Annotated in this window: 9 protein-coding genes; 4 read left to right on the top strand and 5 right to left on the bottom strand. The window is 73.0% G+C overall.

All coding sequences use genetic code 11. The features are described from left to right. Positions 1-35: 35 nt before the first annotated feature. Both LO772_RS03435 and LO772_RS03430 read left to right on the top strand, forming a co-directional pair. On the top strand, positions 36-1,748 hold the full coding sequence (locus LO772_RS03435; protein ID WP_231776838.1) for an aldo/keto reductase: 1,713 nt from the start codon (positions 36-38) through the stop codon (positions 1,746-1,748). A gap of 328 nt (positions 1,749-2,076) precedes the next feature. Further along, entirely contained in the window at positions 2,077-3,528 is a 1,452-nt protein-coding gene (locus tag LO772_RS03430) for an MFS transporter (protein ID WP_231776837.1), read from the top strand. Between the two features lie 210 nt (positions 3,529-3,738). Here the strand turns inward: LO772_RS03430 and LO772_RS03425 are convergent, their stop codons facing one another. From LO772_RS03425 to LO772_RS03410, 4 genes are read right to left on the bottom strand one after another with little or no spacing between them, the layout of a single operon-like run. Continuing rightward, on the bottom strand, positions 3,739-5,478 hold the full coding sequence (locus tag LO772_RS03425; protein WP_231776836.1) for a dipeptide ABC transporter ATP-binding protein: 1,740 nt from the start codon (positions 5,476-5,478) through the stop codon (positions 3,739-3,741). Continuing rightward, positions 5,475-6,365 (bottom strand): ABC transporter permease, encoded by an 891-nt coding sequence (locus LO772_RS03420; protein ID WP_231776835.1) that lies wholly within the window; start codon positions 6,363-6,365, stop codon positions 5,475-5,477. The genes LO772_RS03425 and LO772_RS03420 overlap by 4 nt, the downstream gene beginning before the upstream one ends. A gap of 5 nt (positions 6,366-6,370) precedes the next feature. Continuing rightward, positions 6,371-7,504: an ABC transporter permease gene (locus tag LO772_RS03415; RefSeq protein ID WP_231776834.1), complete on the bottom strand. Its 1,134-nt coding sequence runs from the start codon at positions 7,502-7,504 to the stop codon at positions 6,371-6,373. Beyond that, the gene (locus LO772_RS03410; protein WP_231776833.1) at positions 7,501-9,162 is read right to left on the bottom strand and encodes an ABC transporter substrate-binding protein; all 1,662 of its coding nucleotides are present in this window, start codon (positions 9,160-9,162) and stop codon (positions 7,501-7,503) included. Before LO772_RS03410 ends, LO772_RS03415 begins: the two co-directional genes overlap by 4 nt. A gap of 260 nt (positions 9,163-9,422) precedes the next feature. On the opposite strand from LO772_RS03410, the gene LO772_RS03405 reads away from it, so the two are divergent. Together LO772_RS03405 and LO772_RS03400 are read left to right on the top strand one after the other, a co-directional pair. Further along, positions 9,423-12,410: a helix-turn-helix transcriptional regulator gene (locus tag LO772_RS03405; RefSeq protein WP_231776832.1), complete on the top strand. Its 2,988-nt coding sequence runs from the start codon at positions 9,423-9,425 to the stop codon at positions 12,408-12,410. Positions 12,411-12,931: 521 nt separating this feature from the next. Continuing rightward, on the top strand, positions 12,932-13,135 hold the full coding sequence (locus LO772_RS03400) for a cold-shock protein (RefSeq protein ID WP_231776831.1): 204 nt from the start codon (positions 12,932-12,934) through the stop codon (positions 13,133-13,135). A gap of 192 nt (positions 13,136-13,327) precedes the next feature. On the opposite strand, the gene LO772_RS03395 is transcribed toward LO772_RS03400, so the two are convergent. Next, positions 13,328-15,142 carry a hypothetical protein gene (locus tag LO772_RS03395; RefSeq protein WP_231776830.1) on the bottom strand — a complete coding sequence of 605 codons (1,815 nt, stop codon included), beginning with the start codon at positions 15,140-15,142 and terminating at the stop codon, positions 13,328-13,330. Positions 15,143-15,172: the final 30 nt, after the last annotated feature.

The raw sequence follows: 15,172 nt of genomic DNA, 5'->3' as shown, positions 1-15,172 counted from the left end.
GGGCGGTGGATCTATACAGACGGAGTCGTACAGTAATGGCGGAGTCCAAGGCGGGCAGCACACGTCCACGCACGGGCGGGCGCCCGACATCGACCGAAGCGGCCGAGCTGACCGAGCGGCTGCGGCGCGCCGCCTTCGACACGTTCCTCGAACACGGGTACGACGCCACCACCATGGAGTCGGTGGCCCAGGCCGCGGGCATCACCAAGGGCACGCTGTACTCCCGCTACGCCGACAAGCGCGCGCTGTTCATCGCGGTGACCAAGTGGGCCCTGACCCGCCACGAACGCGACGAACGGGTCGCGGAGCCGCTGCCGGACGACCTCGCCGAGGCGCTGACCGTCATGGCCCGGGCGATCCTGGCCCGCTCGGTCGACCCGGACCTCGTGCGCCTCAGCCGCATGTCGATCGCGGTCGCGGGCCGCTTCCCCGCGTTCGCGGCGAGTTCGCAGGCGGTGACGTGGACCCCGCGCATCAAGGTGCTGATCGACCTGCTGCGCCGCCACGAGCGCGCGGGCACCATCGCGGTGCCGGACATCGAACTGGCCGCCGAGCAGTTCTTCGCCCAGGTGGGCGCGATGCCGGCGTGGCTGGCGGCGTACGGGACGCAGCGCTCGCCGGAGGACGAGGAGCGCCATATCCGGCACGCGGTGGGGCTGTTCCTGCGCGGCGCCCTGGTGCGCGGAGACGCGGCGGAGGGCTCCGCGCGCGCAGCGGAACCGGGGGAGCCCGAGGCGGCGGGCGCGCAAGGCGAGGAGGTCGGGGCGCCAAGCGTCGCGGACGCGACGGGACGGCGGCCCGCCGGAGCGGCCCGGCCCGGCACCGGCTCTCCGGCCCGTACCGGCGCCGGTGCCGCATCCGCCGCCTCCCCGGCCGCGCCCCTGGTGCCCCAGTACCGCCGCCTGGGCGACAGCGGCCTCCGGGTCTCCCGCCTCGCGCTGAACGCCGCGAACCTCGGTGTCCCGGGCCCGGGTCGCGACGAGCGGACCGCCGTCGAGACCGTGCTCCACTACCTCGACGCCGGCGGCAACCTCATCGACACCGGCGGCACGGACCCCGGCGCGGAGGAGATCTGCGGGCGGGCGCTGCGCGACCGGCGGGCCGAGGCGGTGCTCGCCGCGACGATCGCCCCGCCCGCCGCCGGTTCGCGGGACACCGCCAACAGCCGCCGCCACATCCGCGCCGCGTGCGAGGCCAGCCTGCGCCGGCTCGGGACCGACCACATCGACCTGTGCCAGCTCCACGTCGACGACCCGGCCACCCCGCTGGAGGAGACGATCGACGCGCTGGACGAACTCGTCCGCGCCGGAAAGGTGTTGTACATCGGCGCGGCGAACCTGCCCGCGTACCGCCTGATGAAGGCGCTGGCGGTGAGCGACCGGCTGGGCCGGGCCCGGTTCATCTCCTGTCAGGGCGAATACCACCTGGGTGCCCGCGAGGCCGAACGCGAGCACTTTCCGCTGGCGGCGGAGGAGGGCGTCGGCTTCATCGGGCGCGGGGCGCCCGCGGCCGGAACCGGGGCCGCCCGGGGCGCCGCGACGCGGCCCGGCCGGGAGGCCGCCATCGACCGCATCGCCGCCGGACTCGGGTGCACGGCATGGCAGTTGGACCTCGCCTGGCAGTACACGCGGCCGATCACGACCGTGCTCGTCGAAGCGCGGACGACCGCCGAACTCGACGCGCGACTCACGGCGGCGCACATCGCGATCCCGGCGGAGGTGTCGGCCGAACTCGACGCCCTGGTGTGATCTCGCTCGCAGCGCGATACTCCGGATGACGCCAGACTCTGTTCACAAACCGTCGACTTCGCGGTGAGCCTCGTCACGAAACCGCGCGTTCCGACGGCGCCCGGCGTCCGCGAACACCCGTCCGGTTGCCTTTCGGTGTCCGTTGACGGGCCTCCCACCTGCGGTTTTGCCACCGCGGTCGGCTCGATGTAACTCTCCACATTCTTGTGGTCATCTCCGCGTCACATTAAATGTGTACGGTGCACCTGATATGTGTTGTACATGCGGTGTGCAGCATGCACACCATGTGCAGGGCGCATAGAGCTGCACCAAGAAACGGGAGATCCACGTGGACAGCTCCACACCCACCGTCAAGACCGGCGGCGCCATCATCGCCGTGCTGGCTCTCGGCGGGATCACTGCGTCGATCACGCAGAGCATGGTCGTACCCCTGATCGCCGACCTGCCGCACATCCTGGGCACCTCGTCCTCGAACACGGCCTGGGTCATCACCGCGACGCTGCTGACCTCGTCGGTCTGCGTCCCGGTGAGCGGCAGACTCGGCGACCTGTACGGGAAGCGCCGCATGCTGCTGGTCTGCACGATCCCGCTGATCGTGGGCTCGGTGATCTGTGCGCTCGCCACCTCCCTCATCCCGATGATCGTCGGACGCTGCCTGCAGGGCATGGGCATGGGCATGGTCTCCCTGGGCGTCAGCGCGCTGCGCGAACTGCTGCCGCCCGAGCGGCTCGGCTCCGGGATCGCCCTGATCAGCTCGTCCCTCGGCATCGGCGCGGCACTCGGCCTGCCGGTCTCGGCCACCGTCATCGGCAACGCCAACTGGCGGGTGCTGTTCTGGGCCACCGCCGCGCTGGCCGCGGTGATCGCCGTTCTGATCTGGCGGATCGTGCCGCCGACACCCGGCCGCCCCGGCGGAAGGTTCGACTACGTCGGCGCGATGGGTCTGAGCACCGTCCTCGTCTGCCTGCTGCTGGCGGTCTCGAAGGGCGCCGACTGGGGCTGGGGCAGCGGCCTGACGCTGGGGCTCATCGCGACGTCGCTGGTGGCCATGGTGGTGTGGGGCTGGTGGGAACTGCGCACCGACCAGCCGCTCGTCGACCTGCGCATCACCGCCCGGCCGACGGTCCTGATGACGAACGTCGCCTCGATCGTCCTCGGACTCGCGATGTACGCGCAGTCGCTGATTCTCCCTCAGCTCCTGCAACTCCCCAAGGAGACCGGCTACGGCCTCGGCCAGTCGATGCTGCACATGGGCCTGTGGATGGCCCCCGCCGGGCTGATGATGATGATCACCTCCCCGCTCGGCGCGCGCCTGTCCGCCGCGCGCGGGCCCAAGGTGACGCTGGTCGCCGGGGCGCTGATCATGTCGCTCGGGTACGGGTCGTCGACCTTCCTGTTCGGCCACCCGTGGACGGTGACGCTCGTCAGCTGCATCTGCATGACGGGTCTCGGCCTGGCGTACGGCGCGATGCCCGCGCTGATCATGGGGGCCGTGCCCGTGTCGGAGACCGGCTCGGCCAACAGCTTCAACACCCTGATGCGCGCGGTCGGCAGCTCGGTCTGCGCCGCGATGATCGGTGTGGTCCTGTCGCAGATGACCACGGACTTCGGCGGTCGCGCCATCCCGTCCGAGGCCGGCATCCACACCGGCATGATGATCGGCTGCGGCCTGGCCTTCGCCGCGGCGATCATCGCCACGATGATCCCGGTCCGCCGCGCCGGCCGCCCCGCCGAACCGCGAGGCGCCCTCACCGAACCCGCGAAGGTCTCGGTGTCCTGAACCATCCGCGCATCCGCGCACCCGGCACGTGAAAGGCCGCCCGCCCACAAGGCGAGCGGCCTTTCGCCGTACGGGATCCGAGGTCGTGTCGGGACAGTCGCGGTACGCCTCCGGCGCGGGGGCACGAGGGCGCGGCGGGGGCACGGGGGCACGAGGGCACTGGTCGGTACGAGCGCCCGTTTGTTGGAGGTGCCGGAGACCGCCGACGCCTCACGGCGTGCGCGGGACGGCGGCCAGCAACGCGCGCGTATAGGGGTGGCGCGGCTCGGTGAAGATCGCCTCGCCCTCGCCGCTCTCCACGACGCGCCCGTCCTTCATGACGAGCACGCGGTCGCTGATGTGCCGGATCACCCCGAGGTCGTGCGAGATGAACAACAGCGCGACCGCCGACTCGGCGCGGATGTCCGCGAGCAGGTCCAGAATCTGCGCCTGAACGGACACGTCCAGCGCGGACACCGGTTCGTCGCACACGATCAGGTCGGGGTCGGTGGCTAACGCCCGGGCGATCGCGACCCGTTGGCGCTGACCGCCGGACAGCTCGCGCGCCCGACGCGCCATCAGGTCCGCGGACAGGCCCACGAGACCGAGGAGTTCGGCGACCCGGGCGGCCCGCTCGCGGCGGCGGGCCGTGAGTGCGGCGCCTCGGCCCGACGCCCGGTGGGCCTCCTCCGCGGGGGAACCGGGCAGCGCGCGCACGGCCTCGCCGACGATGCGCCGCACGGTGTACCGCGGATCGAACGACCCGAGGGGGTCCTGCTGGACCGTCTGGATGCGGGGTCGCAGCGCGCGGCGGTCGCGCTCGCGCGCGCCGCCCCACGCGCGGCCCGCGAACTCCACGGTCCCCGTGTCCGGTTCGGTCAATCCGAGGACGATCCGCGCGACCGTCGTCTTGCCGGAGCCCGACTCGCCCACCACCCCGAGGATTTCCCCCGGGGCGACGGCGAACGACACGTCGCGCACGGCCTCGTGCCACGTCCCGTCCGGTGAGCGGAAGCGCTTGCCCACCGACCGCACGTCGAGAAGGGACGCACTGGGATCCGGCGGCGTGCGGGAGGCCCGGACCCGGGGGCGGGGCGTCGCGGGCTCCGTGCCCGGCGAAAGCCGCGTGCCCTTCGCGTGGGCAGACGGCACCGCCGCCAGCAGCGCCTTGGTGCAGGCGTGCTCGGGCGCACCCAACACCCTGTGTGCCGGGCCTTGTTCGACGATCTCGCCGTCGCGCATCACCGCGATCCGGTCCGCCAGCCGGGCCACCGCGGCGAGGTCGTGGCTGATCAGCAGGATCGCCGTCCCCGCGTCGCGCAGACGGCCCAACAAGGTCAGGATGCGGGCCTGCACGGTGACGTCCAGGGCGGTCGTCGGCTCGTCGGCGATGACGAGTTCCGGGCCGCCGGCCAGTGCGGAGGCGATCAGGGCGCGCTGCCGCAGACCGCCGGAGAGCTGGTGCGGGTACTGCCGGGCCCGGTGCTCCGGGTCGGGAACGCCGCTCTGCGCGAGGAGCTGGTGGACCCGCGCCTTCGTGTCCGCGCGCGGCACGACGCGGTGCACCCGCAGCGGCTCGGCGACTTCCGCCCCGATCGTGCGCAGCGGGTCGAGCGACACGAGCGCGTCCTGCAGCACCAGGCCGATCCGCCGCCCCCGCAGCGATCGCCATCGTGATTCGCCGAGGTTCATCAAATCCTGTCCGGCGAACGTGAGTTCACGGGCCGTCACTCGCGCGCGCGGGCCCGCGAGGCCGACCAGGGCGCGGGCGGTGACGCTCTTGCCCGAGCCGGACTCACCGACGATGGCGAGGCATTCGCCGCGCGCCACCGCGAACGAGACGCCGCGTACCGCGTGGACACCGCCGCGGCGGTTCGGAAAGACGACGTCGAGACCGGCGACCGAGACCAGCGCAGGAGTGCGCGCATCGGGCGGGGACGCGACCTCCTCGGGAATCCGCGCGGTCGTCATCGGGGGACTCCTCCGTGGAATCGGAGGCGCGCGCGGCGTCCGGTGACGTTGACCGCGATCACCGCGAGGGTGACGGCGGCCCCGGGGAACACGCCGATCCACCACGCCGTGTCCAGGTAGTTGCGGCCCTCGGACAGCATCGCGCCCCACTCGGGGGACGGCGGCTGCGCGCCGAGGCCGAGGAAGCTCAGCCCCGAGGCGTTGATGAGCGCGGTGCCGAACCCGATCGTGCCCATCACCAGCAGCGGTCCGATGGCGTTCGGCAGCACGTGCCGGACCACGACGACGCGGCGGGGAAGGCCCAGGACGGCCGCCGCCTCGACGTACCCGGATCGCCTCACGACGAGGGCTTCGGCACGGACAAGGCGCGCGTACCCGGGGGCGGCGGCCAGGGCGACGGCGATCACGACGTTGACCGTGCCGCGTCCCATGATGGTGACGATGAGCAGGGCGAGCAGCATTTCGGGCAGGGCGAGCAGGACGTCGGCGACCCGCATCAGGACGTGGTCCGCGACGCGCCCGCCGAGCGTCGCGCCCAGGCCGACGACGGTCCCGGCGGCGAGCGCCAGCGCGGTCGCGCCGAGGCCGATGAGCAGCGAGGTGCGGGCGCCGTGGACGACGCGGGCGAACACGTCGCGGCCGAGTTGGTCGGTGCCGAACCAGTGTGCGCCGCTGGGGCCTTGGAGTGCGTTGACCGGGTCGGTCCCGGTCGGCGACGTCCCGGTGAACACGCCGGGGGACACGGCGGCGAGCACGAGGAGCGCGAGCAGCACGGTTCCGGCGACCGTGGCCGGGCTGACCGGACGGGTGCGCGACTTCCGGGTGACTCCCGGGGGTTCGGGGACGGCGTCGACCGTGGCTTCCGCCGGGGCCTCGGGTGGGGACAAGGCGGTCACCCTTTCCGCAGGCGCGGGTCGATGACGAGGTAGAGGACGTCCACGAGTTGCGAGACGACCGCGAAACACACCGCGCTGAGCAGGACGACGCCCATCACCACGGGCATGTCGCGGGACGCCACCGCCTGGAGGGTGAGGGCGCCGATGCCCGGCCGGGCGAAGACCTTTTCGATCAGCACGGCGCCCCCGAGCAGCGTCCCGGTCAGCCATCCGGCCAGAGTCGCCAGTGGCAGCGCCGCGTGCCGCAGGATGTGCCGCACCTGGACCGCGAGTCGGCTCAGGCCCCGGGCGCGGGCGGTGAGCGCGAACGGCTCGTCGAGGGCGGACTCCATGCTCTCGCGCAGTACTTGGGTCAACACGGCCGACACCGGAAGCGCGAGGGTGGCGGCGGGCAGGACCAGCGTCTCGATGCTCCCGGCGCCCCCCACGGGAAAGACGCCCATGCGGAACGAGAACACCGTGAGCAGCACGATCCCGAGCCAGAACGGCGGGGTCGACACCGCCAGCAGCTCCCAGGCCCCGGCCGCCGAGCGTCCGATGCCCCGGCGGCCGGCGGTCAGTGTCGCGACGGCCACCGCGATCACGACGGCCAACAGCAGTGCCGACAAGGCGAGTTCGGCGGTGGGGCGGAACTGTTCCGAGATCAGCGCGCCGACCGGGCGCTGGAGTTGGTACGACTCGCCGAATCGCAGGTGGACCACGTTGTCGAGGTAGCCGACGTACTGCGCGATCACGGGACGGTCGAACCCGTAGTCGTCGCGGATCTGTTCGCGCACCGCCTCGGACGCCGTCGTCTGCGGGCCGAGCAGCGCGTCGACCTCGTCGCCCGGCAGGAGCTTGAGCCCCGCGAACGCGAGGGTCGCGGCGCCGAACACGACCAGTCCGACGGACAGCAGCCGGGGCAGGACGACGCGCACGAGGGCCCGGAGGGCGAGCCGGCCGATGTGCGCGGCACGCGACTCCGGGGCGCGGCTCGTGGGTTCACGGCGCGCGGTGGTCACGGTCGGTGGGCCGCCGGGGTGCTTCCCGGTGGCCTCGGGCACCGGTGCCTCGCCCGCCGCCGGTCGACCGCCCCGCGTTCCGGGGACCGCGGACGGCCCCTCGGGCGCGTCCGGCGTCGCGGAGCTCATCGGCGGGTCGTCCACGCGTCGCCGAACAGCGGCCACCCGTTGGGGTCGAACTCGACGCCCTGCAAGCGGTCGGCGACGCCGACGAGCGTGGTCGCCGCGTAGATCGGCACCGTGACGGCGTGTTCCACGACCCAGGCCTGGGTCTGCGCGTACAACCGGTCACGCGTCGGCTTGTCGAGTGTGGCGGCGGCGTCGGCGGTCCACGTGTCCACGTCCGGGTCGGACAGCCACGCGGCGTTCTGGCCGCCGGAGCTCGGCAGGCTGGCCGAGTTGAAGTACGTCCGCAGGATGTCCGGCTCGAATCGGGCCCAACTCGTGTCCAGAATATGGTAGTCGCCCTTGTACACGTTGGTGTTGAAGCTGCCCAGGTCGGATGCGGGACGCTCCACCTCGATGCCGATCTTCTTCAGGTCGGCCTGGATCGCCTGCGCGAGGATGTCGCGCTGTTCGCGCACGATCGACGGCGACATAGGCCACTTCAACGACAGCCGATGCCCGTCCCTGGTCCGGTAGCCGTCCCCGTCGCGTCCCGTCCAGCCCGCCTCGTCCAGCAGTCTGCCGGCGGCCACCGGGTCGTACGGCCACGAATTGTCGAGCGTCGCCGTGTAGCCCGGCGTCGCCGGACCCAGCGGGCTCCACGCACGCTTGTACTGGCCGAAGTACACGCTCGTGACGTTGGTGTCGATGTCGATGCCGAGCTGGACCGCTTTGCGCACCCGCTCGTCGTCGAACGGCGCGCGCGTGGTGTTGAGGAACAGCCCGTAGAGCGCGCCGGCGAAGTCCCGGCGCAGCACGCGGAATCCCGACTTGCCTTCGACGCCCTTGACGTTGACCGGGGGGATCGACGACGCCATGTCGACCTGACCTGACGTCAAGGTGCCGACTCGCACGGCGTCTTCCTGAAGGAACTGGTACGTGAGCCGGTCCAGGTACGCCGGGCCCTGGTGGCCGGCGGTCTCCGGCGCCCAGTTGTAGTCGGGGTTGTTCTCCAGCACCAGGTCCCGGCCCTTGGTGTACGACGCGAAGGTGAACGGCCCGGTCCCCACCAGATGCGACCCGCCCGCGCACAGCCTGTCCGCCGCGGTCTCCAGCGTCTTCGGCGAGTAGAAGCCGAGGTACGCGGTGCCGGCCGCCTGCAGGAACGGCGCGAAGGGCTGGTGGAACGACACTCTGACGGTCGCCGCGTCGACGACTTCGGTCCCCGCGTACGCCTTCCCGCCCAACAGGCCTGCCGCGTACTGGGACTTCGTGGTCGCGGCGGTGATGTGGTCGAAGTTCGCCTTGACCGAGGCCGCGTCGAACGGTGTCCCGTCCGTGAACTTCACGTCGGTGCGCAGCTTGAAGGTGTAGCTCTTCAGGTCGGGCGCGACCTCCCACGAACTCGCCAGCCACGGATGGAAGACGCCCTGCGCATCCTCCGACACGAGCGAGTCGAGGACGTTGCGCCCGATCGCCGCGGTGATGTCCTGCGGATTCACGTGGGTGTCGAAGCAGGTGGGCTCGGAGCCGACGGCGATCGTGGCGGTGCCGCCGCGGACGGGCGGACCGGTGGGGGCGTCCGACGCTCCTCCGGCGCCGCCGGAACAGGAAGCCGCGAGGAGTACGGCGGCGAGCGCCGCCCCGAAGGCTCCGCTGCGGCGGTGACGGTATGCGCGCATGACGAACGTCCAGTCGGTCGAAGAGATTCGCGGCGGGCGACGGATGACTGCCGCATCCGCCCACCACGTCGAAATTAGCCGCGCGGGGCACCCCTGGGGGACCCCTACCGACCCCTGTGCCGGAGCGTGAACGCGCTTCCGCCTCGACCGGGAGCCGACCGTCCGCGGCCACCATGGAAACGCGAGGCCACCGCTCGCCGAACATCGTCCGCCGGTCTTCGCGCCGAGGCCGAAGATCGTTCTCGTCGGGGGAGTTCCTTGTGTTTCTGGCCGGACGCAACGACGAACTGGCCCGCCTCGTCGCCGCGGGAGGACACAGCGCGGGCGGCGGCGTGCGTGCCGTCACCGTCTCCGGACCGGTGGCCACCGGCAAGACCGCGCTGCTGCACGCCTTTTGCGACGTCGTCGCGGACACTTGCGACGGGACCCTTCTGCTGCGTGCCACATGCCATCCGACGGAGCGGGACTTCGCGTTCGGTGTGGTCCGGCAACTGCTCCACGACGCGGCGCTCGACGGCCCCGAGGCCGATGTCGTCGCCCGGCTCCTCGAAGACGCGTCCTATACCGCGGCGTTCGCGGAGGCGGGTGCGCCCGGCGGCCTCATGGCGCGCGCGGTCCAGGACCTGTGCGCCGTGTTCGCGGGCCTCGCCCGACGGCGGGCGGTGGTGGTGTGCGTCGACGACGTGCGGCACTGCGACCCGGTGTCGCTCGACGTGCTCGTGCGTCTCATCCGCCGCACCCGGAGCGCTCGTGTTCTGGTCGTTCTGACCGAGCGTGAGTACGGCGTCCGCACGCCGTCGTACTCCGACTTCGCGGCCGAGCTCGACCGCGAGCCGGAGCACGTGCGGATCCGCCTCGGTGTGTTGTCGCGCGCGGCCGTGTCCGTAGTGCTCGCCGAACGCCTCGGGGCCGCCACGGCCGCCCGGCTGGCCGCTGAAACGCATGCGCTGAGCGGCGGAAACCCCTTGCTGGTCAACGCACTTCTCGACGACCTGGGGGCCACGCGCGCCGATCGCTTCCGCCGCACCGCCACGTTGGCCGCCGGGGACGCGTACGGCCGCGCGCTGGTCGGCTGCCTGCACCGTCTCGATCCGATCGCCCTGAGCGCGGCCCAGGGCCTCGCCATTCTCGGCGAATCCGGGAGCGGAGCCGCCGACCTCGCCGAGCTGACGGGGCTGGAGCCGTCCGGCGCCGCCGCCGCCGTGCGGGCGCTGCACGACGCCGGCCTCGTCGAGGCCGGGCACTTCCGTGACCCCCGGGCGCGTACCGCCGTTCTCGACACGATGCCGCGCGGGGAGCGCGAGGCCGGGCACGCCAGGGCGGCGACGCTCCTGCACGGCGACGGCGGGTCCGCCTCCGCCGTCGCCCGACACCTCATGGCCGCGGGGGAGTTCCGCGCGCCGTGGGCCGTGCCAACCCTGCGCGCGGCGGCGGAGGACGCCTTCGGCGAAGGCACCGTGGGCCAAGCCGTCGCCTGTCTCAAGCTCGCCGAACGCCTCGCGGCCGATGAGCGCGAACGCGCGTCCGTCAAAGCGCTGTTCGTCGGCCTCGAATGGCTCGTCAACCCGACCGCCGCCGCCCGGCACGTGCCGTGGCTCGGCCAGGCCGTCCGGGACGGCAGCCTCACCGGACCCGACGCACTGGGGTGCGCACGGTACTTGGCGTGGTTCGGCCGACCCGACGAGGCCCAGGCGGCCATCGAGGCGAGCCTGCTGCCCGGCGACCCGAACGCGAGTGTGGGCGAAGCCCCCGCGGAGGTACGGGCCGCGCGGGCCCGGCTGCGATTCTGGTATCCGGACCCGGAGCCCCGCATCGCGCACGCGCGTTCGCTCCCCGCGCTGCCCGCGACCCTCGGCCGCGTGGAAGGCCTCGATCTGCTGACCTCGGTCATGGCGGGCGGCCCCGCCGGGGAAGACCGGTGCCGAGAGGTCGAGTCGCGCGTCGAGAGCATCCTGCGCACCGTGAGGCTCGACGACACGACCGTCGAATCCCTGACGTCGGCGCTGACCGCACTCGTGTACGCCGACCGCGCGGCCGACGCCCGTGCGTGGTGCACCACTCTCCTCGAACGGGCCGCCTCCCGCCACAGCCCCGTAGCGCACGCGCTGTTCGCCGGGCTTCTCGCGGAAATCTGCGTACGGCAAGGGGACTTGCCGGACGCCGAGGAGTACGGGCGCCTCGCCCTGACCCGCATCCACCCCGCGGGCTGGGGCGTCGCGGTCGGCGTCCCGCTGGCCGCGCGGATCACCTCCGCCGTCGCCCGAGGCGACCTCGACGCCGCCGCCCGCCACCTCGAACTCCCCGTGCCGGGCGCGATGTTCCGGACTCCGGCGGGCCTGCACTACCTGCACGCCTGCGGGCGCTACAACCTGGCGACCGGCCGACTCGACGCGGCGCTTCACGACTTCACGACGTGCGGACGGCTCATGACCGCGTGGGGCGCCGACCTGCCGGGCATCGTTCCGTGGCGCGTCCACGCGGCACGGGCGCACATCGCGCTCGGCGGCCATGAAGCCGCACGTGAACTCCTCGTTCAACAAATGGCGTTCGCACTGCCGGACACGTCGCGGACCCGGGGGCTGGCCCTCGCCGCGTGGGCCGAACTCCACGACCTTCCCCAGCGGCCGGCCTTGTTGTGGCAGGCGATCGACGAGTTGCGCGACGCCGGGGACCGGCTCGAACTCGCGGGTGTGTACGCATCGTTGAGCGGAACGTACCGCGACCTCGGGGATTTCGGCCGCGCGCGGCGGGCGGCGGCCCGGGCCGCCCACCTGACCGCGACCTGCCAGGCCCGCCCCCCGGACACGGCCCTGCCCCTGCCCGGGCGCCTGGCAGCCGTACCGGACCCGGGCGCCACCGATCCGCGGGATGCCGAGCGGACCGCGGGCGAAAGCGCGCACGAACGCCCCCGCGAGTGGACGGACGGCGTACCCGAGGTGCCCGGCACCGACGCCCCCGAGGAGTCGCCCGTCGGGAGGCGAACACCCCACACGGCACCCGGGTCCGCGCCGCCGCGGAGGGCCGCGGAGCCCCCCACCGCGGACGACGCCACCGGCGTCGCGCTGAGCGGCGCCGAACGCCGCGTCGCGGCACTCGCCGCGCAGGGCCACACCAACAGGGAGATATCCCGGCGCCTGTTCATCACCGTGAGTACCGTCGAGCAACACCTGACCCGCGTCTACCGCAAGCTCGGCGTGGCCAGACGCCTCGATCTGCCGTCGTGGCTGGAGACGCACATCGCGGGCTGAGCTCTCGAGCCGTGAGCGCCGGCCGTCCCGGCGGCGGTTGCCGGCGCCGCCGGGGAGGCGCGAACCGTGCGCGTCTCCCACCTCCGGTACGCCTGACGCCTAAGGCGTCCATCGCACCCCTGTCAGCGCACCGCCGCGTCGTTGCACCGGTGTTTCGCCGCCTCGGACCACCGGGGTGTGTAGGGGGTCGACGGGGGACCGCACCGGTGACCGGATTCGACAGGGGCGTGATCGTCGCTCGGCGCTTCGCGTTCGCCTGCGACCCCGCCGCCCGCGCGACCGGGGTCGCCCAACCGATCACCGACAGCCGAACTTTGCTCATCCGGCGACCGCGTCGTCGATCATAAAAGACCCATATCGCGATCAATTCCCGCAAGTCATCGCCCGCCGCAAAGCCGTCCGAAAGGATGACGATTGCGATCGCCCTCGTGTGGGCAGGCCATGAGCGCCGGGGGATTGCGCCCCGGCAGGCACCCGTCGCAGAAGGCGCGGTGTCGTGGGACTTATGGAGGGTTCGGTCGATGGCGACTGGCACGGTGAAGTGGTTCAACGCGGACAAGGGCTTCGGCTTCATCACGCAGGACGAGGGGGGTCCGGACGTGTTCGTCCACTTCTCCGCGATCAACTCCTCCGGCTACCGCGAGCTGCAGGAGAACCAGCGGGTCTCGTACGACGTCACCCAGGGCGCCAAGGGCCCCCAGGCGGCGAACGTCACCGCGCAGTAAACCTCTCCGCGCACGCCCGGTGTTCCCGCGTCCGTGAGGACGCCGCCGGAACACCGGGCGTTGTCGCGGGCGGGGCCGCGCTCTCCGCGGGCGCGCGGTCGTCGGCGGACCGCACGCGCCGGGGAGCCCCGACTGTTTGCGGACATGGCCGGTGGCACCGGTCGCCGCGCGGCGGCCACCCTGCCGGGCGCCTCAGTCGGCGACGGCCGCACACACGGTCAGCAACTCCGCCAGCGTCCCCTCGAAGTCGGGGAGCAGGCGGACCAGGACGGCCCACGCGGCGCCGCGGTCCGCGCCGCCGTCCAAATGCTTGCGGACGTGTCCGGCCAAGACGGCGTCCACCGGGTTGAACCCGGGCGACAGCACCCGGCCTTCGAACGCGCCGACGGCGTGACGCGCCGGGGCGACCTCGTGGATCATCTGATCGGGTGTCATATGCCCGTCGTCCAGGGCCCGCGTCGCCGCGAGCTGCCGGCCCCACTCGGTGTCCCACGCGTCGTGCGCCCGATCCCGCGCCCGACGCCCGGTCGATCGCCCCGAGCCGGACGCGGTCGCCGCCGCGGCCTTGCCGGCATGCCGTGCGCGGGCCTCGTACAACCCCCGCGGCGAATCCGCGGTGACCGCCGCCGCGACGAGCCGCCCCACGGACGCCCCGAAGGTCTCCGCGGGCACACGGCCCAGGAATTCGCCCCCGCCGCGCTCCCACAGCGCGATCGCCACCTCGACGCGATCCGCCACCCGGGGCCGGGGACGACCGGCGAGCGCGCGGGCCGCCAGCTCCGGGTCGCCGCACGCGATCAGCGTCTCCGGTGCGGCGTGGTCGGCGAGGTCCCGCAGCCCGGGGTCGCACGGCAGGCGCTCGCCCTCCGCACGCGCCGGGATCCCGCAGAAGACGCGGTGCCGCACGGCGTGCGCCACATCGCGATTCGCCACCAGGGCGCGGTTGACCGCGGGGTCGTCCAGCGACGCGAGCCGCGCCGTCGTCTCCGGGCCGATGGACGTACGCCGCGCGAGCCCGCGCAGCAGATGCGGATCGCGGCGGGCGATCGCGAGTTCGGTCAGCGCCGGAACATCGCCGACCGCGGCGCGCAGGGCGACCCCCTCGCGTGTCTCGTCGGCCAACTCGGGCAGCAAATCCGCCAATTGGTCGTCGCCGAGCTGCGACAGCAGGAAGCACAGGTCGCCGACACCATCGGCCGCGGCGGGGCCGCCCCCGGCGTCCGTCGCGTCGAACCCGTCCAACAGCTCGCCGATCGACCCCTGGAAACTCCCGAGCCGTCGCGGGAGTTCGCTCCACAGGCCCGGATCACCGCGCAGCGCCCGCGCCAGCCTCGGCCCGAGCAGCGCCCGCAACTCACCGCTCAGCCACGGCATTCCGCCCACCACACTCGCCAGGGCCGAGAGCGCCGAACGTGCCGGGCGCATGTGCCGGACGACCTCCGCGAGATCCAGCCCGCCGTCGTGGACGCCGATCCGGACGACCTCCTGCGCCGTGATCGCGTTGACCGGACGATGGTCACCGCGCAAGAAGCGCGCGTAGCCCGGGTGTTGGGTGCGCAGTACGTGGGCCAGGTGCGGGAAACGCGCCAAGACCTCCTGCGCGAGATCGTCGGGGCAGCGCTCGTCCAGGAGCGCCGCCTCCGCCGCGGCCGGCCCGCTCAGCGCCGACGTCGCGGGAAGCGGCCGGACGGGGGAGAACGCGGCGTCCCTGCGCCGGTTGGGGAACAGCCGTGCCGCGACCTCCACATCGGGGCCGCCGTGCCGGAGAACGCGGCGTACCTGATCGGTGGTCAGGTGCGGGCACGCGGCCAGCGCGCGGCGCAACTCCGGGAGCCCGGACGCCAGAACGCCCGACACGAACGCGTCCCCGGGCACCGGGGCCCGCGCGATCTCCCGGGCCACCGCCTCGACACCCTCACTCGACACCAGCCGCCCCACGACCTCCGCGACGCCGTCGGCATCGAGGTGACGCACCATCAAGACCGCGCCGCGTATTCCGTCGTGCACCGTGAATCTCCCTGAGGCCGCCGAGGTGTC

It is taken from the genome of Yinghuangia sp. ASG 101, from assembly GCF_021165735.1.
Lineage (GTDB): Bacteria > Actinomycetota > Actinomycetes > Streptomycetales > Streptomycetaceae > Yinghuangia.
This window is presented reverse-complemented; position numbering and strand designations above follow the sequence as displayed.